17 protein-coding genes are annotated in these 20,496 nt (G+C 66.1%); 9 read left to right on the top strand and 8 right to left on the bottom strand.

Annotation, left to right across the window (positions count from 1 at the left end):
• The first annotated feature begins 31 nt into the window (after nt 1-31).
• Nucleotides 32-2,059 (top strand): RNA polymerase sigma factor RpoD, encoded by a 2,028-nt coding sequence (gene rpoD, locus OIM94_RS02875; RefSeq protein WP_264608624.1) that lies wholly within the window; start codon nt 32-34, stop codon nt 2,057-2,059.
• A 208-nt stretch (nt 2,060-2,267) separates the two neighbouring features.
• Nucleotides 2,268-2,933, top strand: coding sequence for a DUF6975 family protein (locus OIM94_RS02870; RefSeq protein ID WP_264608623.1), 666 nt, complete (start codon nt 2,268-2,270; stop codon nt 2,931-2,933).
• 6 nt (nt 2,934-2,939) lie between these two features.
• Here the strand turns inward: OIM94_RS02870 and dnaE are convergent, their stop codons facing one another.
• The 5 genes from dnaE to OIM94_RS02845 form a co-directional block, all read right to left on the bottom strand.
• Nucleotides 2,940-6,419, bottom strand: a complete 3,480-nt coding sequence (gene dnaE, locus OIM94_RS02865; protein ID WP_264609810.1) for a DNA polymerase III subunit alpha — start codon at nt 6,417-6,419, stop codon at nt 2,940-2,942.
• Between the two features lie 187 nt (nt 6,420-6,606).
• The gene (locus tag OIM94_RS02860; protein WP_264608622.1) at nt 6,607-7,104 is read right to left on the bottom strand and encodes a glutathione peroxidase; all 498 of its coding nucleotides are present in this window, start codon (nt 7,102-7,104) and stop codon (nt 6,607-6,609) included.
• Nucleotides 7,101-7,784, bottom strand: a complete 684-nt coding sequence (locus OIM94_RS02855; RefSeq protein ID WP_264608621.1) for an ABC transporter ATP-binding protein — start codon at nt 7,782-7,784, stop codon at nt 7,101-7,103. Before OIM94_RS02855 ends, OIM94_RS02860 begins: the two co-directional genes overlap by 4 nt.
• Nucleotides 7,777-9,027, bottom strand: a complete 1,251-nt coding sequence (locus tag OIM94_RS02850; protein ID WP_264608620.1) for a lipoprotein-releasing ABC transporter permease subunit — start codon at nt 9,025-9,027, stop codon at nt 7,777-7,779. The genes OIM94_RS02855 and OIM94_RS02850 overlap by 8 nt, the downstream gene beginning before the upstream one ends.
• Before the next feature lie 548 nt (nt 9,028-9,575).
• Nucleotides 9,576-12,047: a TonB-dependent receptor gene (locus OIM94_RS02845; protein WP_264608619.1), complete on the bottom strand. Its 2,472-nt coding sequence runs from the start codon at nt 12,045-12,047 to the stop codon at nt 9,576-9,578.
• Nucleotides 12,048-12,271: 224 nt separating this feature from the next.
• On the opposite strand from OIM94_RS02845, the gene OIM94_RS02840 reads away from it, so the two are divergent.
• From OIM94_RS02840 to OIM94_RS02830, 3 genes are all read left to right on the top strand, one after another.
• Nucleotides 12,272-12,742 (top strand): Hsp20 family protein, encoded by a 471-nt coding sequence (locus OIM94_RS02840; protein ID WP_264608618.1) that lies wholly within the window; start codon nt 12,272-12,274, stop codon nt 12,740-12,742.
• A gap of 435 nt (nt 12,743-13,177) precedes the next feature.
• Nucleotides 13,178-13,669 carry a DUF4255 domain-containing protein gene (locus tag OIM94_RS02835; RefSeq protein ID WP_264608617.1) on the top strand — a complete coding sequence of 164 codons (492 nt, stop codon included), beginning with the start codon at nt 13,178-13,180 and terminating at the stop codon, nt 13,667-13,669.
• Between the two features lie 18 nt (nt 13,670-13,687).
• Nucleotides 13,688-14,122, top strand: coding sequence for a phage tail protein (locus OIM94_RS02830; RefSeq protein ID WP_264608616.1), 435 nt, complete (start codon nt 13,688-13,690; stop codon nt 14,120-14,122).
• 90 nt (nt 14,123-14,212) lie between these two features.
• Here the strand turns inward: OIM94_RS02830 and OIM94_RS02825 are convergent, their stop codons facing one another.
• From OIM94_RS02825 to secG, 3 genes are all read right to left on the bottom strand, one after another.
• On the bottom strand, nt 14,213-14,872 hold the full coding sequence (locus OIM94_RS02825; RefSeq protein ID WP_413716374.1) for a peptidylprolyl isomerase: 660 nt from the start codon (nt 14,870-14,872) through the stop codon (nt 14,213-14,215).
• A gap of 4 nt (nt 14,873-14,876) precedes the next feature.
• A complete protein-coding gene (locus OIM94_RS02820) occupies nt 14,877-16,508 on the bottom strand; it encodes a CTP synthase (protein ID WP_264608615.1) in 1,632 nt (543 codons plus the stop codon).
• Nucleotides 16,509-16,615: 107 nt separating this feature from the next.
• Nucleotides 16,616-16,972: a preprotein translocase subunit SecG gene (gene secG, locus OIM94_RS02815; protein ID WP_141985287.1), complete on the bottom strand. Its 357-nt coding sequence runs from the start codon at nt 16,970-16,972 to the stop codon at nt 16,616-16,618.
• A 261-nt stretch (nt 16,973-17,233) separates the two neighbouring features.
• On the opposite strand from secG, the gene OIM94_RS02810 reads away from it, so the two are divergent.
• The 4 genes from OIM94_RS02810 (at nt 17,234) to zwf (ending at nt 20,426) form a co-directional block, all read left to right on the top strand.
• Nucleotides 17,234-17,587, top strand: a complete 354-nt coding sequence (locus OIM94_RS02810) for a MarR family transcriptional regulator (protein WP_264609808.1) — start codon at nt 17,234-17,236, stop codon at nt 17,585-17,587.
• Nucleotides 17,588-17,630: 43 nt separating this feature from the next.
• Complete coding sequence (locus OIM94_RS02805; protein ID WP_264608614.1) at nt 17,631-17,897, top strand: SH3 domain-containing protein; 267 nt, start codon at nt 17,631-17,633, stop codon at nt 17,895-17,897.
• Nucleotides 17,894-18,832 (top strand): N-acetyl-gamma-glutamyl-phosphate reductase, encoded by a 939-nt coding sequence (argC, locus tag OIM94_RS02800; protein WP_264608613.1) that lies wholly within the window; start codon nt 17,894-17,896, stop codon nt 18,830-18,832. Before OIM94_RS02805 ends, argC begins: the two co-directional genes overlap by 4 nt.
• A 133-nt stretch (nt 18,833-18,965) precedes the next feature.
• A complete protein-coding gene (zwf, locus tag OIM94_RS02795) occupies nt 18,966-20,426 on the top strand; it encodes a glucose-6-phosphate dehydrogenase (RefSeq protein WP_264608612.1) in 1,461 nt (486 codons plus the stop codon).
• Nucleotides 20,427-20,496 lie beyond the last annotated feature (70 nt).

Here is a 20,496-nt window from a genome sequence, read left to right as displayed (position 1 = left end):
AATTGCCGCCATCTGAGTTTCGAGGGATTTGATGGCGAAGGCGAACATGGCAGACGTCACGGACACGGCAGACACGAGTGACGCGCCGCTGATCGATCTGAACGAGGGTTCGATCAAGAAGCTGGTCGCGCGTGCGAAAAAGCGCGGCTACATCACCGTCGACCAGCTCAACGAGATGCTGCCGCAGGACCAGATGTCCTCGGAGCAGATCGAGGACGTGATGGCTGCGCTCAACGATATGGGCATCAACGTCGTTGAGAATGAGGACGCCGGCGAGGACGCCGAGGCCGAGGACGACTCGGCCGACGATGCCGAGAGCGCCGATACCAGCGACGATTCCGCGCCCGCCTTCGAGATCGCGAAGAAGAAGGAAACCGTCGATCGCACCGACGATCCGGTGCGCATGTACCTGCGCGAGATGGGCGCCGTCGAGCTGCTCAGCCGCGAGGGCGAAATCGCCATCGCCAAGCGCATCGAGGCCGGCCGCGACACGATGATCCTGGGGCTCTGCGAGTCGCCGATCACGTTCAACGCGATCATCGGCTGGTCGACCGCGCTCAACGAAGGCACGATGCAGCTGCGCGAGATCCTCGATCTCGACGCCATGCTCTCCAAGGGTCCGTCGGCCGAACAGGTCGAGGGCGCCGAGGACGACAATGGCGAGATCAGCGAATCGAGCACCGGCCCGACCTTCAAGGAAGAGGAAGAGCCCGAGGAAGTCGCCTCGGACGACGATGACGAGCTGACCGAGCGTCGCGCCCGCCGCCCGTCGGACGACGAGGAGGAGGACAACACCCTCTCGCTCGCCCAGATGGAAGAGCAGCTCAAGCCCCAGGCGCTCGAGAAGTTCGCCAACATCACCGCGATCTACAAGAAGTTCGGCAAGGTCCAGCAGCAGCGGCTCGATACCATGTCGGCTGGCGAGGACTTCCCGGCCGCGGAAGAGAAGAAGTACAACAAGCTTCGCGAGGAGCTGACCGCCGAGGTGGAGAGCGTCCAGTTCCACCAGGCGAAGATCGAGTATCTCGTTGACCAGCTCTACAGCTTCAACCGGCGCCTGACCGCGCTGGGCGGCCAGATGCTGCGTCTCGCCGAGCGCCACAAGGTCAGCCGCAAGGACTTCCTCGATCGCTATGTCGATCATGAGTTGGACGAGAACTGGCTGCCGACCGTCGTTGGTGTCGACAAGAAGTGGAAGGCGTTCGTCGAGAACGAGAGCGCCTCGGTCGACCGCATCCGCACCGAGATGAGCGAAATCGCCCAGCAGACCGGCATGACGCTCACCGAGTTCCGTCGCATCGTCAACATGGTGCAGAAGGGCGAACGCGAAGCGCGTATCGCGAAGAAGGAGATGGTCGAGGCCAATCTCCGCCTCGTGATCTCGATCGCCAAGAAGTACACCAATCGCGGCCTGCAATTCCTGGACCTCATCCAGGAGGGCAATATCGGCCTGATGAAGGCGGTGGATAAGTTCGAATATCGCCGCGGCTACAAGTTCAGCACCTACGCGACCTGGTGGATCCGCCAGGCGATCACCCGCTCGATCGCCGATCAGGCGCGCACCATCCGTATCCCGGTGCACATGATCGAGACGATCAACAAGCTGGTCCGCACCAGCCGCCAGTTCCTCCACGAGCAGGGCCGTGAGCCCACGCCGGAGGAGATGGCCGAGCGCCTGAGCATGCCGCTCGAAAAGGTGCGCAAGGTGATGAAGATCGCCAAGGAGCCGATCAGCCTCGAAACGCCGATCGGCGACGAGGAAGACAGCCACCTCGGCGACTTCATCGAGGACAAGAACGCGATCATTCCGGTCGACGCGGCGATCCAGGCGAACCTCAAGGAGACGGTCACCCGCGTCCTGGCGAGCCTCACCCCGCGTGAAGAGCGCGTGCTGCGCATGCGCTTCGGCATCGGCATGAACACCGATCACACGCTGGAAGAAGTGGGCCAGCAATTCTCGGTGACGCGCGAACGTATCCGCCAGATCGAGGCCAAGGCGCTGCGCAAGCTCAAGCACCCGAGCCGCAGCCGCAAGATGCGCAGCTTCCTCGACCAGTAAGCGTCCCGCGGCAGTTCGAGACGTCAGCAAACGGCCCTGGTGCATACCGGGGCCGTTTTCTTTTGGACCGTGGTTACGAACGCGTGAAATTCAGCTTTTCAAGATTAATTTCGATGTAACCATCTTTCTACGCGCCTTGGTATAAACCCCTATGCCATCCCCTTCTGGCCGGTTCGCTGCCGACGGCACTGTCCAGAGGAACGAGGTCATGCTCTTCGAAACCGCCCAGCTCGAACGCCTCTCGGGTGCCTGGGGATCGATGGGGGCATTGGCAGGCACCGATGGCAGTGCGCTGCATCCGCATCTGCGCGCGCTTCGGGCGGGCGCCCTGCCCCGCCGCGACCTTGCCGACGCCGTGCATCATGTCGCACGGCTGCATGGCCGCCACCCCGGCCTGATCGATTATGCGAGCGCGCATGCGAAGCGCCCGGTGGAATGCGAGTGGATCGAGGCCGCCGCCGATGCCTTTGTGACGGAGCGCGCCTATCTCGTACGGCTGGTCGCGGCTGCGGGGCCGCTGCCCAGCACCCCCGGGCAGGCGGAAAGCGAGGCCGCGGCTGCCGCGCAACGCCATGCGCTGGACATGCTGGCCCAGTCCGATCGGGCGGGCTGCGCGACCGGCGCCGCGCTTGCTCTTGCGATCGACTGGGTGTCGATCCGTTCGGTGCTGGACCGCGCGGCGACCAGCTTCGGACTGGAGCCGATGCCCGCCCGCCTGCCGATCGCCGAAGAGACGGTCAGCGTGGTGGACGCGCTGGCCCGCGAAGCCGCACATGAGCGGGCGATGCTGTTCGGCGCACAGCAGGTCTTCGCCCAGCATCGCGGGCTGTGGGATCTGCTGGAAGCTCGGGCGAGCGCCCGCAGCCGCGGCTGAGGCGGATCAGGCCGCCGCCTGCAGCTTCATGCTCGCGGGCATCAGCGATGCCGCCTTGACCCCCGGCATGCCCTCGATCCGCGCCGCCAGCTCGGTATCCAGCCGGAAGCCGCGCCCGAGCATTACCGTCGCCTCACCCGCATCAATCGGCGCGTGCAGCAGGATCTCGCCCCTGCCGCCCCCGCGCAGCTCGCCGACCAGCGCGGCCAGCTGCGCCGGCACCGTCGGGTCCTCGATGCGGATTTCCAGGATCAGCTGCGTGGTGCCCGCCAGCGTGTCGAACGGCTGCACCCGCTTCACCGCCGCGCGCGGGGTATCCTCGCCCGGCCGCTTGTCGAGTTCCAGCGTCAGGATCGCGCAGCCGGTGCCCTTGGCGCATTCCTCCATGTCCTTGGCGATCAGCTCCTCGAAGCACGAGGTCTGGATCTGGGCGCTGCGGTCCGAGATCGTCGCCATCAGATAGCGGTTGCCGCGCGCCGAGGTGCGGTAGCGGCAATCCTCGATCAACGCGGCGATCTGGGCATTGATCCGCGCACCCTCGGGGATCTGCATGTCCGGCAGCGAGGCGATGTCGCGCACGCCCTGGCCGCGGAACAGATGCTCATAGCGGTCGAGCGGATGCGCCGAGAAATAATAGCCGAAGGCATCCTTCTCGGCGTTGATCTTGTCGGACATCGACCAGACCGCATCCTTGGGCACGGTGATCCCGCCGCCCGCGGGCTCGGCATCGCCGAACAGCCCGCCCTGCCCGCTCATCCGGCTGGCATGGTCGCGCTGGGCGACCGCGAGGATCGTCTCGGCGGCGGCGTGTACGCCCGCACGGTTCGGCTCGATGCTGTCGAACGCGCCCGCCGAGGCGAGCGTCTCCAACTGGCGCTTGTTGAGCACGCGCGGATCCACCCGCTTGGCGAAGTCGTCGAGGCTGGCGAACCGGCCATTCTTCTCGCGCTCCTCGACCAGCAGCTCCATCGCCCGCTCGCCCACGCCCTTCAGCGCACCGAGCGCATAGCGCACCGCCAGCCCCTCGCCCTGCGCCTGCACGGTGAAGTCGGCCTCGCTGGCGTTGATGTCGGGCGGGGTCGCCTCGATGCCGAGGCGCCGCATGTCGTCGGCGAACACCGCCAGCTTGTCGGTCTGGTGGATGTCATAGGCCATCGATGCGGCGAAGAATTCGTGCGGATGGTGCGCCTTCAGCCACGCCGTCTGGTACGCCAGCAGCGCATAGGCGGCGGCGTGCGACTTGTTGAAGCCGTAGCCGGCGAACTTGTCGATCAAGTCGAACAGCTCGTTCGCCTTGGCTGCGGGAATGTCGTTCACTTCCTTGCAGCCCTTGACGAAGATGCTGCGCTGCGCGTCCATCTCCGCCTTGACCTTCTTGCCCATCGCGCGCCGCAGCATGTCTGCGCCGCCCAGCGTATAGCCCGCGAGGATCTGCGCGGCCTGCATCACCTGTTCCTGGTAGACGAAGATCCCGTAGGTCTCGCCCAGGATCGGCTCGAGCAGGTCGTGCGGATAGACGATCGGCTCGCGGCCCGCCTTGCGCGCGCCGAACATCGGGATGTTGTCCATCGGACCCGGGCGGTAGAGCGAGACGAGCGCGACGATGTCGCCGAAATTGGTCGGCCGCACCGCGGTCAGCGTGCGGCGCATGCCCTCCGATTCCAGCTGGAACACGCCGACGGTGTCGCCGCGCTGGAGCAGGGCATAGACGCCCTCGTCATCCCAATCGAGCCGGTCGAGATTGACGTCGACGCCGCGCTTGGCGAGCAGCACCACCGCTTTCTTCAGCACCGACAGCGTCTTGAGGCCGAGAAAGTCGAACTTCACCAGCCCGGCGCCTTCGACATTCTTCATGTCGAACTGGGTGACCGGCATGTCCGAGCGCGGATCGCGGTAGAGCGGCACCAGCTGCGCGAGCGGGCGGTCGCCGATCACCACGCCGGCGGCGTGGGTCGAGCTGTGGCGCGGCAGGCCTTCCATCCGCATCGACAGGTCGACGAGGCGCTTCACATCCTCGTTGCCGTTATATTCGGCGAGGAATTCGCTCACGCCGTTCAGCGTGCGCTCGAGCGTCCAGGGGTCGGTCGGGTGGTTGGGGATCTGCTTGGCGAGGCGATCGACCTGGCCATAGCTCATCTGCAGCACGCGACCGACGTCCTTGATCACCGCGCGGGCCTTCATCGTCCCGAAGGTGATGATCTGCGCGACGTGATCGCGGCCGTATTTCTCCTGCACATAGCGGATCACTTCGCCGCGCCGGGTTTCGCAGAAGTCGATGTCGAAGTCGGGCATCGAGACGCGTTCGGGGTTGAGGAAGCGCTCGAACAGCAGGCCCAGCTTGAGTGGATCGAGATCGGTAATGGTCAGCGCCCAGGCGACCGCCGAGCCCGCGCCCGAGCCACGCCCCGGCCCCACCGGAATGTCGTTGGACTTCGCCCATTGGATGAAGTCGGCCACGATCAGGAAGTAGCCCGGGAACCCCATCTGGATGATGATGTCGAGCTCGAACTGGAGGCGCTGGTTGTACACCTCCACTTCCGCAGGATCGGTGATGCCGGCGAAGTCGAGTCGATCCTTCAGCCCCTGCCAGCTGCGCTCGCGCAGCATCGCCGCCTCGCCCTCGCGGTCGCCGGCGAGGCTGGGGAGGATCGGCTTGCGCTTGGGCGCGGCATAGGCGCAGCGCTGGGCCACGACGAGCGTGTTCTCGATCGCCTCGGGCAGGTCGGCGAAGCTCGTCTTCATCGTCTCGGCCGGCTTGAGCCAGGCCTCGGGCGAGGAGCGCGGGCGGTCGTCGGTCTCGAGATAGGTCGAGTTGGCGATGCACAGCATCGCGTCATGCGCGTCGTAGAAATCGGCGTCGGCGAAGCAGGCCGGGTTGGTGCCCACCAGCGGCAGATTGCGCGCATAGGCAAGGTCGATCAGCTTGTCCTCGGCCCGGGTCTCCACCTCGTTGTTGCGCCGGGCGATTTCGACATAGAGCCGGTCGGGGAACAGCGCCTCGAGCTGCGCGACATAGGCCTTGGCGGTCTTGTCCTGCCCCTCGGCATAGAGCCGGGCGATCGCGCCCTCGGCACCCGCGGTCAGGCAGAGCAGACCGTCGGTATGCCCGATGAGCGCTGCGAATGGAACGTGCGCCTCCTCCTCGATCGGGCGGTCGAGATGCGCCTGCGAGACGAGGTGGCAGAGATTCTCGTAGCCGGTCTGGTCCTGCGCATAGAGTGCGAGCCAGTCGATCGGCACGTTGAGCCCCTCGGCGAGGTTCGAGCGCTTCACCGCCAGCAGCGTGCCGACGATCGGCTGGACGCCGGCCTTCTTGGCGGCGTCCGAAAAGCTCATCGCGGCATAGAGGCCGTTGCGATCGGCGACGGCGATGGCCGGAAAACCGTGGCTCTTGGCGTGCTTGGCGATCGCCTTGGGGTCGATCGCCCCTTCCAGCATGGTGTAGCAGGAGAAAACCCGAAGAGGTACGAAACCGGAATGCGCCATGCCCGAACCTAGGAGCGCGGGGGCCATTTTGCCAACCCGGCTGCAGGCTTCTCCACAGCTTTTGCGGCAGGCTGCAGGATTGCGCCGGATCGGATCGATCTACGCCTGCATTTTCTTGCAGCTATAGTACAAGCATCGCGCGGCCGGGACATCCCTACACCTCCCGTCCCGGCCGTGCTTTTTGTCCTCAGAGCAACTTCTCGATATCCGCAACGATCGCGCGCGGCGCGGTCGTCGGGGCATAGCGCTCCACCACTTGGCCGTCCCGGTTCACCAGGAATTTGGTGAAGTTCCACTTGATCGCCTCGGTCCCGAGCACGCCTGGCGCCTGCGCCTTCAGCGCCTGGAAAATGGGCGCGGCGCTGCTCCCGTTGACGTCGATCTTGGCGAAGACGGGGAAGGTCACGTCATACGTGAGCGAGCAGAAGCTGGCGATTTCCTCGGCATCGCCCGGCTCCTGCGCGCCGAACTGGTTGCACGGGAAAGCCAGCACCGCGAAGCCGCGATCCTTGTAGGCGCGCCACAGCGCTTCCAGCTCCTTGTACTGCGGCGTGAACCCGCATTTGGAGGCGGTGTTGACCACCAGCAGCACCTGGCCGGCAAAGGCGGAAAGGTCGCCGGTGCTGCCGTCCGGCAGCGTCACGGGAATGCTGGTGATCGTATCTGCGGTGGACGTGTCGCTCATGCGGTTTCCTCCAATCGGCCTTCGTGCAGCCGCACGACACGGTCCATCCGCGCCGCCAGCCCCTCATTGTGCGTCGCGACCAGGGCCGCCGAGCCTTCGCCGCGCACCAGGTTGAGGAATTCGTCGAACACCCGGTTCGACGTCGCCTCGTCCAGATTGCCGGTCGGCTCGTCCGCCAGCACCAGGGGCGGCCGATTGGCGAGCGCACGGGCGACCGCCACGCGCTGCTGCTCACCCCCGGAGAGCTGGTTCGGTCGATGGGTCAGCCGGTGGCCGAGCCCGAGCGTGGTCAAAAGCTCGGTTGCGCGGGCCTGGGCGGCGGGCCGCTCGGCACCGCGGATCAGCTGCGGCAGCACGACATTCTCAGTCGCATCGAAGTCCGGCAGCAGGTGGTGGAACTGGTAGACAAAGCCCAGCCGGTCGCGCCGCACCTCGGTCCGCCCGCCGGCCGACAGCTTCGCGGCTTCCTCGCCGACAATGCGGATCGATCCCTCGAACCCGCCTTCGAGCAGCCCTACCGCCTGGAGCAGGGTGGACTTGCCCGAGCCCGAGGGGCCGAGCAGCGCCACGATCTCGCCGGGCATGACGTCCAGATCGACCCCGCGCAGCACATCGATGCGCACGCCCCCCTGTTCGAAGCTGCGGCGCAGGTCGCGCGTCTGGAGAACCGGTTCACTCATAGCGCAGTACCTGGACAGGATCGGTGCTCGCTGCCTTCCACGCGGGGTAGAGGGTGGCGAGGAAGGTGAAGAGCAGCGACATCGCGCAGATCGCGAAGGTCTGGAACGGATCGGTCTTGGCCGGCAGCTCGGTCAGGAAGCGCATCTGCGGATCCCACACCTTCTGTCCGGTCACCGCGCCGATCGCCCACACCACCTGCGCGCGATAGGTGATGAAGAAGAAGGCGAGCAGGCCCCCTGCCCCCACGCCCACCGCGCCGATCGTGGTGCCGACGACGACGAACACCTTCATCATGCTGCCCCGGGTCGCGCCCATGGTCCGCAGCACCGCGATGTCGCGGGTCTTGGCGCGCACCAGCATGATCAGCGACGAGATGATGTTGAACGAGGCGACGACGAGGATGATCGACAGGATGGTGAACGAGACGGTGCGGTCCACCGACAGCGCCTCGAACAGCTCGCGGTTCATCTGGCGCCAGTCGACGATCTGACCGACATTGCTCACCTTTTCGGCCAGCGGGCCGACGACCTGCTCGATCTTGTCGGGATTGCTGGTGTCGATCCGCACCATGCCCACCGCGTCGCCGAGCAGCATCAGCGTCTGCGCATCTTCCATCGGCAGGATGATGTAGGTCTTGTCATAGTCGTAGACGCCGACCTCGAACACCGCGCCGATCTTGTACTGGACGGTGCGGAACATCGTGCCCATCGGCGTCGCGGCGCCCTGCGGGTTGTAGATGGTGATCTCGCTGCCGATCGTGGCCCCCAGCGCCTCGGCCAGGCGCGAGCCGATCGCGATCTGCTCGCTGCCTGGCTTGAGGTTCTTGAACGAGCCGAGGATCTCCTTGCCCTTCAGCGTGGCGTTGGTCTGGATGTCCTGGACGCGCATGCCCCGCACGATCGCGAACTCGACGCGGCCGTTGTTGCTGGCGAACAGCGGCTGCTCGATCAGGGGCGTCGCGGCGGTGACGCCGGGAAGGGCCTTGGCCTCGTCGGCGATGCGGCGCCAGTCGCGCAGCTGGCCGTTATAGCCCTGCACCACCGCATGGCCGTTGAGCCCGGAGATCTTGTCGAACAGTTCGGCGCGAAACCCGTTCATCACGCTCATCACCACGATCAGCGCGGCGACGCCGAGCATCACGGCGACCAGGCTGAACCCGGCGACGACGGCGATGAAGGCTTCGCTGCGCCCGGGCAGCAGATAGCGGCGGGCGATCATTCGCTCGTAGCGAGAGAGTAGCATGCGGATCCTCTAGGGCCGGTTGCACGGCGTGGGAAGCGTTCTGTTGCCGATTCGACACAGCCTTGCCGCAATCTGCTGACGCCAAGCTGTCGACCGGTGACAAAAGCGCCCGAGGCTTCTACCAAGAAACCGTCGAAGCGCAGGCGCAAAAAGGCCACGGTTCGGGGAGGTTCCCAGCTCCATTTGCGAACAATCGCAAATGTTTCGAAGCGGGATCCTGTTCAAGGGGGCTGACGAGCATTCGTCACGCAGGCGCCCGGGCCGGCAACGGCCCGGGCGTTTTCGTTTTGGGCCGCCCTAGTCTCCAAATTATCGCCATGAACCCCGGGCGCTTCTTCTCTCTACACGTCATCCCCGCGAAGGCGGGGATCCAGTTGCCAGGACGTTTCGGCGCCTGCTGCGCCCCTCCCATCAATGGATTTCCGCTGTCGCGGGAGTGACGGAGGCGCGTGGACAATCGAAGTGCCTAAGCTATCGGGCGGAGCAGGTTTCCCTGCCCCGCCCGCCAACCTCCCCCGGCCATGGCGGGAGGCCAGCCCATGCCACGATCAGAAGGAACCGCTGATCGTGAAACCCCAGGTGCGCGGGTCGCCCGGCTGACCGACGATCAGCCCGGTATTGCCAGACTGGACGGAGAGGAGCTCGAAATAGCGCTTGTCGAAGGCGTTGCGCACCCAGGCAAAGGCGTTCACCTTGCCCTTGCGATAGCCCAGCCGGAAGTTGGACAGCGCATAGCCGTCAATCCAGGTATAGGCGGACGGCGACGGATTGGACGAGAAGCGCGAGCGCCAGCTGCCGTCATAGCCGAGATAGACTTGGCCGCCTTCCACCGGCGCGTTGATCTCGCCGCCAAAGCCCAATGCCCATTTCGAGATGCCCGGCAGCACCTGGCCGGAAATGTTGCACGAGGACGGGCTGAAGCCCGGCGTCCCCGCTGCCGCCGGCGTCTGGGTGGCGGGATTGGTGATCGCGGTGCCGCCCGAAAGCTCGGGCGGGCACGGCGCGTTGGTGAACTTCGTGTATTTGGCGTCGGTATAGGCGCCGTTGAAATAGAGGTTCGCGCGCTGGCTCGGCCGGAACGACGAATCCCATTCGAAGCCGCGCGAACGCACCTTGCCGGCATTGGCAAGATAGCCGCGGATCACGTTGATCGCGTTGTTGTTCACCGTCGCCTGATAGTCGCTGATCTCGGTCCAGAAGCCGGCCAGGTTGAGCGTGACGCGACGGTCGAAGAACTGGTTCTTCAGGCCGATCTCGAAATGATTGACCTTTTCCGGCTTCACCGTCTGGGTCGTAAGGTCGACCGCGGTGTTGGTCGAATTGAGCGGCAGTCCCGAGAGGTTGATGCCGCCCGATTTGAACGAGCGCGCATAGGTCGCATAGCCATGGATGTCGCGGCTGAAGTCATAGGAAAGGGTCGCGTCGCCCGAGACGTTCCACTGGTCGAACTTGGGGCTGTAGCGCTGCGGGGCCAGCGTGTTGAACTGGTCCGCGGTCGCCGCGCCGCTGGCCAGCAGCGCCGCCGCATTGTCTGCCGTCGCGACGAAATTGTAGCGCGCATTGCTGATGCTGACGATGGATTCGTACGAGCCGCTCTTCTTGTCATAGTTGACGCGCAGGCCGGGCTGGATCCTCAGGCCCGGCAGCGCCTCCCAGTTGAGCTTGCCGAACACCGCGAAGCTGGTGTTGTCGAAACTGATCGTGTTCCGGCTGGTCAGTCCGTTGAGTACCAGCGGGTTGCAGGCAGCCGTGGTCGCCGTTGCGCACCCGGCCGCGCCGGGCGCGACGCTGGCGCCGGGATTGAGCAGCCAGCGGCTCGCCGCCGAGCCCTGCACCTGCGACCCCTGGGTGTCGATCGTCTGGTGGAACAGGAAGACGCCGGCCGTGTAATCGAGCTTGTTCCGGCCGTTCGAGGCGATCCGCAGCTCCTGCGAGACCTGCTTCTGCTGCGACGGGTTCTGCGAGACCGTGGTGATCGGAAGCCCGACGAAATCACGGTCATTGGCAGGCTGCCAGTCCCAATAGCGCCACGCGCTCACCGAGGTGACGGTTGCACTCCCAAGGTCCCAGTTCGCCACCAGCGAGGCGCCGCCGATTTCCTGGCGCGAATTGATGTCGGCATCGAGATCGGTCTTGCGATCGAACGGATTGGTGCTCGGCGGCGCATAGCCGAACGCGGCGGCGAGCGCGGCATATTGGCGGTTGAGCGGCCGCTGCGTCGCGCCGGTCCGGACATAATATTGCACGCAGCACAGCGGGTTCTGCAGATTGAAATCGCCCGACAGCGTCAGGTCCAGGTTCGGCGCCGCGCGCCACAGCAGCTGGCCGCGCACCCCGTAATTGTCGAGGCGATGAAGGTTCGTGTCGCTCTTGGTGTCGTAGATCGTGCCCTGGCGTCGCGTTATCGACGTGGAGATGCGCACCGCCAGCTTGTCGTCCGCGATCGGCGCCGAGGCCGATCCCTTGAGCTGCAGGAAGCCGTAATTGCCCGCGGTGGCTTCGTAGCGCACCTCGGGCGTGAAGCTCGGCTTGCGCGTGGTGATGTTGATCGCGCCCGCGGTGGTGTTCTTGCCGTAGAGCGTTCCCTGCGGCCCACGCAGCACCTCGACGCGCTCGACATCGACGAAGTCGAAGGTCGAGGCGCCGACGCGCCCGATATAGACGCCGTCGACGTAGAAGCCGACGCCCTGCTCGATCCCGTCGTTGGTGAGCCCGAACGGCGCGCCGAGCCCGCGGATGTTGATCGCGGTGTTGCGCGGGTTGCTCGAATAGAATTGCAGCGCAGGCTGCGACTGCTGGATGCGCGCAACGTTGAACGCGCCAGCCTCGGCGAGCGTCGCGCCACTGAGCACCGATATGGCGACCGGCACTTCCTGGATGCGCTCCTCGCGCCGCCGGGCCGTGACGACGATGTCACCGCTCTGGTCCTGCGGCGCGGCCGCGACCGGCGGCGTATCGGGATCCGGCATGGGCGGGACGGCGCCAGACAGCAGCAACAGCGGAATCAGCGGCAGGCTCATCTCGTTCCCCTTGGTCGTTGCCTCAATCTCCACTGCTTGAGTGGGGTTTAGCGAGCAAGGAGTTGTTTAGCGCGGGCTAGCCGGGATTGGCCGCCCCTTGAAACCCGCAGTTGCAACACCAGATCAGCGTGGCGAGGCGCCGGACGGGCTTCGCACCGGGGTCGCGGCAGTTGGCCGGGCACCGAAACCCATGGCGTTCAAATTGCTCACAGGAGAATATGAAGATGCGTCAGCTTGACTTTACTCCCTTCCGTCGCTCGGCGATCGGCTTCGATCGGCTGTTCGACATGCTCGAAGCCAGCGCACGCCAGGCGAATTCGGAGAACTATCCCCCCTTCAACCTCGAGCGACTTGCTGAAGACCGCTATCGCATCACCATCGCGGTGGCCGGCTTCAAGGCGGACGAGATCGACATTACCGCGCAGCAGAACCTGCTGCTGGTCGCCGGCAAGAAGGCCGGGGAGAATGAGAACAACCAGGGCAATTATCTGCACCTGGGCATCGCCAACCGCAGCTTCGAGCGCCGCTTCGAACTCGCCGATTTCGTGCGGGTGGAGAATGCGAACCTGGCCGACGGCCTGCTGACGATCGAGCTGCTGCGCGAAGTGCCCGAGGCGATGAAGCCCAAGAAGATCCAGGTGGGTTCGGCCGCCACGCCGACCGCGATCGACCATCGCACGGCCAACGCGGCATAATCGACCCAGACGAGCTCGCGGCGTCCTCCTCCCTTAGACGCCGCGACGGGGCGCTCGGGCTTTGGCCCGGGCGCCTTTTCTATTGGACGTGGCACGACGCCACGCAGCCGATGCAGCGGCCGGCGAATAGCCCCCTCCCACCGGACCGGCCCTATGGAAGGGGGACAAGCCTGCCCGCGGTCGCGGTCCCCCAAAAGGAGGCACGCGATCAGCTGGTCCCGGCCGATGATTTCCAATAGAATGTCGACTTCTACCACCGGCCGCAATCGAGCGCCGATATATGCGACACGATGCGTCCGGCAGGGCGTTCGTTGGAGGCAAGGGAAGCGCGAGCATGGAAACGGATTGCACGCGAGGCCTTATCCGCACCGGCAAGGGGCGGATCCCGGAACACGGCTGCCCTTGCCGGTCGCGGCCGAACCGCGGGACATGGGCATGACGATTGCCCTCGTAACCGCCGCCCTGCGCGAGATGCTGCGCAACCAGATCGCCCGCAGCGTGCCGGATCTTTCCGATATCCTGATAACGACCACATCGCCCGATCGGGCACGCAGCGATCCTACCGTCCCGCAGCTCAACCTTTTTCTGCTCAACGCGGCCGTGGACGGCGCCTGGCGCAACGATGACGGCCCGGGTGCGCGCGCGCCGGGAAGCCCTGCGCTGGGCGTCACCTTGCACTATCTTCTCACCGCCTATGGCCGCGACGAGGAGGCGGAGGGTGATCTCGTGTGCCACCGCGTGCTGGGCGCAGCGATGTCCGTGATCCACGGGTCACCGCTGCTCGACGACATTGAGGCCGGGCGGTTGTCTATCGCCCACAGGAACATGACGGCGCTGGAAATGGCGGCGCTATGGGCGAGCTTCCAGATGCCCTATCAACTATCCGCGGCATATGAGGTCGGCATCGTTCCGCTCCAGGCCCGATGATCCCTGCGCGGATGCCGCATGTTTGAGGGCGAGGAGAGGCCGGAGCCCACCTATCGCGCGTACCCGTTCCGGCTGACATGGGAGGGGCGCGAAGTCGCAGGCCTATCGAAGGTCGGCGCGCTGACCGGCACCCTGCAGGCGATCACGATGGAACGCGGCCTCACCTGCGATCCTGCCTTTGTGCAGTGGATCAAGGAGGGGCTGGCAGATCGCAGCGCCGTCCTCAACGATGCGCATGGCGAGGATGGCAGCGTGCGTCTCCGCGCAAGTGGTCTCCGGAAGGACATCACGCTCGAGATGTATGACGAGAGGGGCCAGAAGGTGATCGCATACCATCTCCGCCGCTGTTGGCCCTCGGCGTTCGTCATGCTGCCCGACACCAGCGGCATTGCAGTGGCCGTCTCGATGCTGCGGCTGGAATATGAGAGCCGGGAGGCGGAGGCCGCGAGATAGCAACCGACCTAGCGCCCGCAGGCAGGCCCCTTCCCGCGAGAGCGGCGCGGAGGAGCAGCAGCAGCGGTCGCGCCGCTGGCACGCCAGCCCTTAGCCCGCCGGCTTCAGCCCCAGCAGCCACGGCTTCACCCGCCCGGTCGGCTTCGCCACCCCATCCAGTCGCTCGGCGCGGACGATCGTCACGGGCTTCAGGATCATCTGCCCCTTCATCGCGTCGCGCCCGCCGCCGCTGGGCAGTGCGAGGATGCGCTTAATCACGTCCATGCCGGCCACCACCTGCCCGAACGCTGCGAAGCCCGGATTCGGGCCCCGTGCGTCGAGGCCGGGATTGTCGCCGACCATGATCGAGAAATTGCCGTTGGCCGAATTGGGGTTCGGCCCGTGCGCCATCGAGATGGTGCCGTTCAGGTGGCGGAGCCCTGTCTTGCTGGTCGGCTCCAGCGGCAGCGGGTCGAGCATCCGGCGCGCGTCGGTGCCGACCCCGCCCTGGATGAAGCCCTTGCTGGGCTCGGTCTTGCGCCGCGCCGTGCGATAGAAGGTCGTCCCCTCCAGTCGCCCGTCATCGACATAGGCGAGGAAGTTGGCGACCGTCTTGGGCGCCCGCCGGGCATCGAGCGCGACGGTGATCGCGCCCATGCTCGTCACCAGCCGCACCCGCACCTGGCCGGGCACCGCTCTCCCCTGCGGCGGTGCCGGCGCTGCGGACACCGCCAGCAACGCCAGCCCGGCGACGAAGGCCCGCCGCAGCACGCGCTCAGACGAGCCGGCTATGCTTCACGGCCGCGGCGATGAAGCTCGCGAACAGCGGATGCGGATCGAACGGCTTGGACTTGAGTTCCGGGTGGAACTGCACGCCGACGAACCAGGGATGGTCCGGCCGTTCGACGATCTCTGGCAACGTGCCGTCGGGCGACATGCCGGAGAAGACCAGACCGCCTTGTTCCAGCACCGGCTTGTAGGCGGTGTTCACTTCATAGCGGTGGCGGTGGCGCTCGCTGATCGTCTCGTTGCCGTAGATCGAGCCGACGACGCTGTTGCCGCCGAGTTTGGCGGTATAGGCGCCCAGTCGCATCGTGCCGCCGAGATCGCCGCCGGCTTCGCGCTTCTGCAGGCCGTCCGCGGTCATCCACTCGGTGATCATGCCGACCACCGGCTCTTCGGTCGGGCCGAACTCGGTGGTCGAGGCATTGGCGACGCCCTGGGCGCGGACGCCCTCGATGCACGCCATCTGCATGCCGAGACAGATGCCGAAGAAGGGCACGTTCCGCTCACGGGCGAAGCGCACGCCGGCGATCTTGCCCTCGCTGCCGCGCTCGCCGAAGCCGCCCGGCACCAGGATGCCGTGCATCGGCTCGAGCATCGCGGCGACTTCGGCCTGGTCCTGCTCGAACAGCTCGGCGTCAAGCCACTGGATGTTGACCTTCACCTGGTTGGCGATGCCGCCATGCACCAGCGCCTCGGTCAGCGACTTATAGGCATCCGGCACGCCCATATATTTGCCGACCACGCCGATCGTGACTTCGCCCTCGGGATTCTCGAGCCGCTCGACGATGCCGCTCCAGCGGCTGAGATCGGGCGACGGTCCCGGCTCGATGCCGAACGCCTTGAGCACTTCGCCGTCCAGGCCCTCGCCGTGATACTGCAGCGGCACCGCATAGATGCTCTTGGCATCCAGCGCGGGGATGACGGCAGAGGCCGGCACGTTGCAGAACTGCGCGATCTTGGCGCGCTCGCCGGCCGGCAGCGGCCGCTCGGCGCGGCAGACCAGCACGTCGGGCTGTACGCCGAGCGCCGCGAGCTCGCGCACGCTGTGCTGGGTCGGCTTGGTCTTCAGCTCGCCCGCCGCCGCGATGTACGGCACTAGGGTGACGTGGATGCTGACGGTCTGGCCGCGGCCGAGATCGTTGCGCAGCTGGCGAATCGCTTCGATGAACGGCAGCGATTCGATGTCGCCCACCGTGCCGCCAATTTCGCAAAGCACGAAATCGAGATCCTCGGTCTCGGCCTGGGCGAACGCCTTGATCGCGTCGGTGACGTGGGGGACCACCTGCACGGTCGCACCCAGATAGTCGCCGCGCCGCTCACGCTCGATGATCGTCTTGTAGATCCGGCCCGAGGTGACGTTGTCCGCCTGGCGCGCGGTCACGCCGGTGAAGCGTTCATAGTGGCCGAGATCGAGATCGGTCTCCGCGCCGTCGTCGGTGACGTAGACCTCACCATGCTGGTGCGGCGACATCGTGCCGGGATCGACGTTGAGATAAGGATCGAATTTGCGGATGCGGACTCGATAGCCACGGGCCTGGAGCAAAGCCGCGAGGCTCGCTGCCATGAGACCCTTGCCGAGCGAGGAGACCACGCCGCCGGTGATGAAGATGTACCGCGCCATGGGAGAAAACGCCTAACGTCAAAGGGCGCAAACCGGCAAGCGTTCGAATCCGCCGGTTGCGCAAAATTTACGGTTAATTCGCCGCAAGCACGGCGAACTACGGAAGCTTACTGGCTGAACGGAACCGCGCTGTTGCCGGTCGGCGCCGTGTCGTTGCCGGTCGGGGCCGGCGCGGTCGGAACCGTCAGCGGGGCCACGGCGGCAGGCGCCTTCTGCAGGCCCGCGTCGATCTTGGTCGAGTGCCGGGTGGCCGCCAGGAAGGCGAGCACGATGCTCATCAGGATGAACGCGGTCGCCAGGATCGCGGTCATGCGCGTCAGGAAATCGGCCGCGCCGCGCGCCGACATCAGGCCCGCCGGGCTGCCGCCCGAGGTGAGACCGCCACCCTCCGACTTCTGGACGAGAATCACCCCCACCAGCAGGGCGGCGATGATGAACTGTACGACGAGGAGGAAGGTGAACATGAAATCCGGTGCCCGTTAGCGAAGCGGGCGACATAGGCGAGCAACCCCCGGCAATCAACCGCCTGTTCCGCACCCGTCCCCCGCCGATATCGGCCACCGCTATCGAGGGCTGGAGCACAACCCCATGTCCCGCCAGCATTTTCAGCCGATTTTCGCGCAACATTTCGCCCGCGCACTGAAACCTAGTTGGAAAATGCGCGTTTGTTTCACCGGTTCGATGCCGTGCCGGGCCTGAAACGAACGAGTGATGCTGTGAACGCTATGTCCGAACAGACCCTGTCGGGGTGGAAGAATACGTTGATCGACTATGTGCGGTCCGGGGAACCAGACCTCACCAACCGCCAGATGGCGCTTCTGATGCTTGTGTATCTCGATCCGGGCCCCCATACGGTGCGCGGTCTGGCGCGGGCGCTGAACGTCTCGAAGCCGGTGGTCACGCGTGCCTTGAATCGCCTGGGCACGCTCGGCTATCTGCGCCGCCAGCGCGACGACACCGACAAGCGCAACATCTTCGTAGCGCGCACCGCGGAAGGGGCAGAGTTTCTTGCAGAGTTCGGGCATTTCCTCGCTGGCAAACATCTCAGCGAGCCAGTCCCAGCAGGCGCCGACGCGTAAGCGTCTGGCGCTAGACGGCCGGTCGGCCGCGATTGATCCCCGCGTGGATGCGGTCCGGCCCGATTTGGCGGACATCCGCCTCGCCGGCCGCGTGTTCGCCCCACATTACGCCGCGCCGATGCTCCGCGTGATCCATTACGAGACGCCGCTGCGCGTCACCGCGCGCGGCGCCGAGCCGGTGCTGGCGACGCTGCAGAAGGGGGACGTTTTCGAGGCACTCGAATTCGCCGGCGACAAGGCCTGGGGCGTCGCGCCCGGGCCCGGCCTGGTCGGCTATGTCGACGCATCGGCCCTGGGGGAGACCGAATGATCGCGCGCATCTTCATCGACGGTGCCGCCGGCACCACCGGTCTCGAAATCCGCGAGCGGCTGGCCGGCCGTTCCGAGATCGACGTGATGGTCCTGGGCGATCAGGATCGCAAGGATCCGAAGAAGCGCGAGCAAGCGCTCAACGATGCCGATTTCGTCATTCTCTGCCTGCCGGACGATGCGGCACGCGAAGCGGTGGCGATGATCCGCAACGAGCGCACGCGCGTCATCGACGCCTCGACCGCATACCGCACCGCCGCCGACTGGACCTATGGCTTCGCCGAGCTGGAACCCGGCCAGGCCGCGGCGATCGCCGAGGCGTCGCGCGTCAGCAATCCCGGCTGCTACCCCACCGGCTTCCTAGCGCTGGTCCGCCCGCTGATCCGCGCCGGCCTGATCCCGCACGACTTCCCGCTGAGCGTGAACGCCGTTTCCGGCTATTCGGGCGGCGGTCGCGCGATGATCGAGGAGTTCGAGGGCAAGAGCGCGACCCCCACCGACACCGCCTTCCGCCCTTATGGCCTGGCGCTCGCGCACAAGCACGTGCCCGAGATGCAGAAGCATGCACGGATCGTGAATCCGCCGATCTTCATGCCCTCGGTGGCGCGCACCTATCGCGGCATGGTCGTCGAAGTGCCGCTGCCGCTCTATGCCTTTACCCGCAAGCCCTCGGTCGAGTCGCTCGAGAACGTGCTGCGCGACGCCTATCGCGACTCGGCGGTGGTGCAGGTGCTGCCCGCCGACGTGCCGACCGTCACCATCGAGGAAAATGCCGGCACCGATCGCCTATCGGTGCGCGTATTCGGCAACGACGACACGCGGCAGGCCCGGCTGATCGCCACGCTGGACAATCTCGGCAAGGGCGCCGCCGGGGCCGCGGTGCAGAACCTCAACATCATGGCCGGGCTCGATCCCACCGCGGGCCTGGTGCTCTGAGCTTCCTCCCCTCCCGCTCCGCGGGAGGGGAATAAAGCATCAAATTTTCCCGCGTCCGCATACCTATTCACCCCCTCCGGCTTGATCTTTCGGCCGCATTGGTGTCTCGCGGGCCGAACCAATCGAGAGGGAAATGATGCAGCAGCCCGTCGGCAAATTGCTTCTGTTCGGTGCCACCGGCGATCTCGCGCAGCGGATGCTGCTGCCGTCGCTCTATGCGCTGCACGCCGACGGCCTGCTGCCTCCCGGCCTCACCATCACCGGCACCGCGCGCTCCGACCATGACGACGCCGCCTTCCGCGACTTCGCCGCCAAGGCGCTGGACCAGTTCCTGCCCGCCGACCGCAAGGACGACAGCGCTGTCCAGAGCTTCCTCCAGCGCCTCCACTACCAGACGCTCGATGCCTCGCAGATCGAGGGCTATGCCGCGCTGAAGGAAAAGCTGGGCGACATTTCGGGCGGCCTTGCCATCTTCCTGTCGACCGCGCCCTGGCTGTTCGGCCCCACGATCAAGGGCCTCGAATCGGCCGGCCTTACCGGCGAGAATGTCCGCATCAGTCTGGAGAAGCCGCTCGGCCGGGACCTCGCCTCCAGCCGCGAGATCAACGACATCGTCGCCGAAGCCTTCCCCGAGGAACGCACCTTCCGCATCGACCATTATCTGGGCAAGGAAACCGTCCAGAACATCCTGGCGCTGCGCTTCGGCAACTCGCTATTCGAGCCGGTATGGAATGCCCGCGGCATCGACAGCGTGCAGATCACCGTCTCCGAAACGGTGGGGCTCGAGGGCCGTGCGGGCTTCTACGACGATACCGGCGCGCTGCGCGACATGGTGCAGAACCATATGCTCCAGCTCGTCGCGCTGATCGCGATGGAGCCCCCCGCCCGGCTCGACGGCACCGCGGTGCGCGACGAGAAGGTCAAGGTGCTGCGCTCGCTGCGCAAGATTGCGCCCGTCGATGCGCCGAGCCTCACGGTCGTCGGCCAATATGGCGGCGGCGCGGTGAAGGGCGAGATCGTTCGCGACTACACCACCGACCTCGGCAAGGACTCGCGCACCGAGACCTTCGTGGCGATCAAGGCGCATGTCGACAATTGGCGCTGGCAGGGCGTGCCCTTCTATCTCCGCACCGGCAAGCGCCTGGCCGAGCGCCGCTCGGAGATCGTGATCCAGTTCAAGCCGGTGCCGCACTCGATCTTCGCCGAGCGCGGCGGCATGCTCCAGCCCAACGCGCTGGTCATCCGCCTCCAGCCGGAGGAATATGTCCAGCTGCTGGTCATGGCCAAGCAGCCCGGGCTCGATCGCGAGGGCTATCGCCTGCGCGAGGTGCCGCTCAACCTCAGCCTCGACGCCGAGTTCGCCGGCACCCGCCGCCGTATCGCCTACGAGCGCCTGCTGCTCGACCTGATCGAGGGCGATCCCACGCTGTTCGTCCGCCGCGACGAGGTGGAAGCGCAGTGGGAGTGGATCGACGCGATCCGCGCCGGCTGGGAGGCCAACGACCTCAAGCCCAAGCCCTATGCCTCGGGCAGCTGGGGCCCCTCGCTCTCGATCGCGCTTACCGAGCGCGACGGGGTGCACTGGCACGAATGAGCGGGAGGGGAGCGAAAGCGCCTCCCCGTCCCTATATCGGACCCGCGCGGCCGCCTGGCCGCTGCCCGGT

The sequence above is a fragment of the Sphingomonas sp. R1 genome (assembly GCF_025960285.1).
In the GTDB taxonomy this organism is placed as follows: domain Bacteria; phylum Pseudomonadota; class Alphaproteobacteria; order Sphingomonadales; family Sphingomonadaceae; genus Sphingomonas.
Note: the sequence above shows the minus strand (reverse complement) of the source record. Positions and strands in the feature narration are given on the sequence as shown.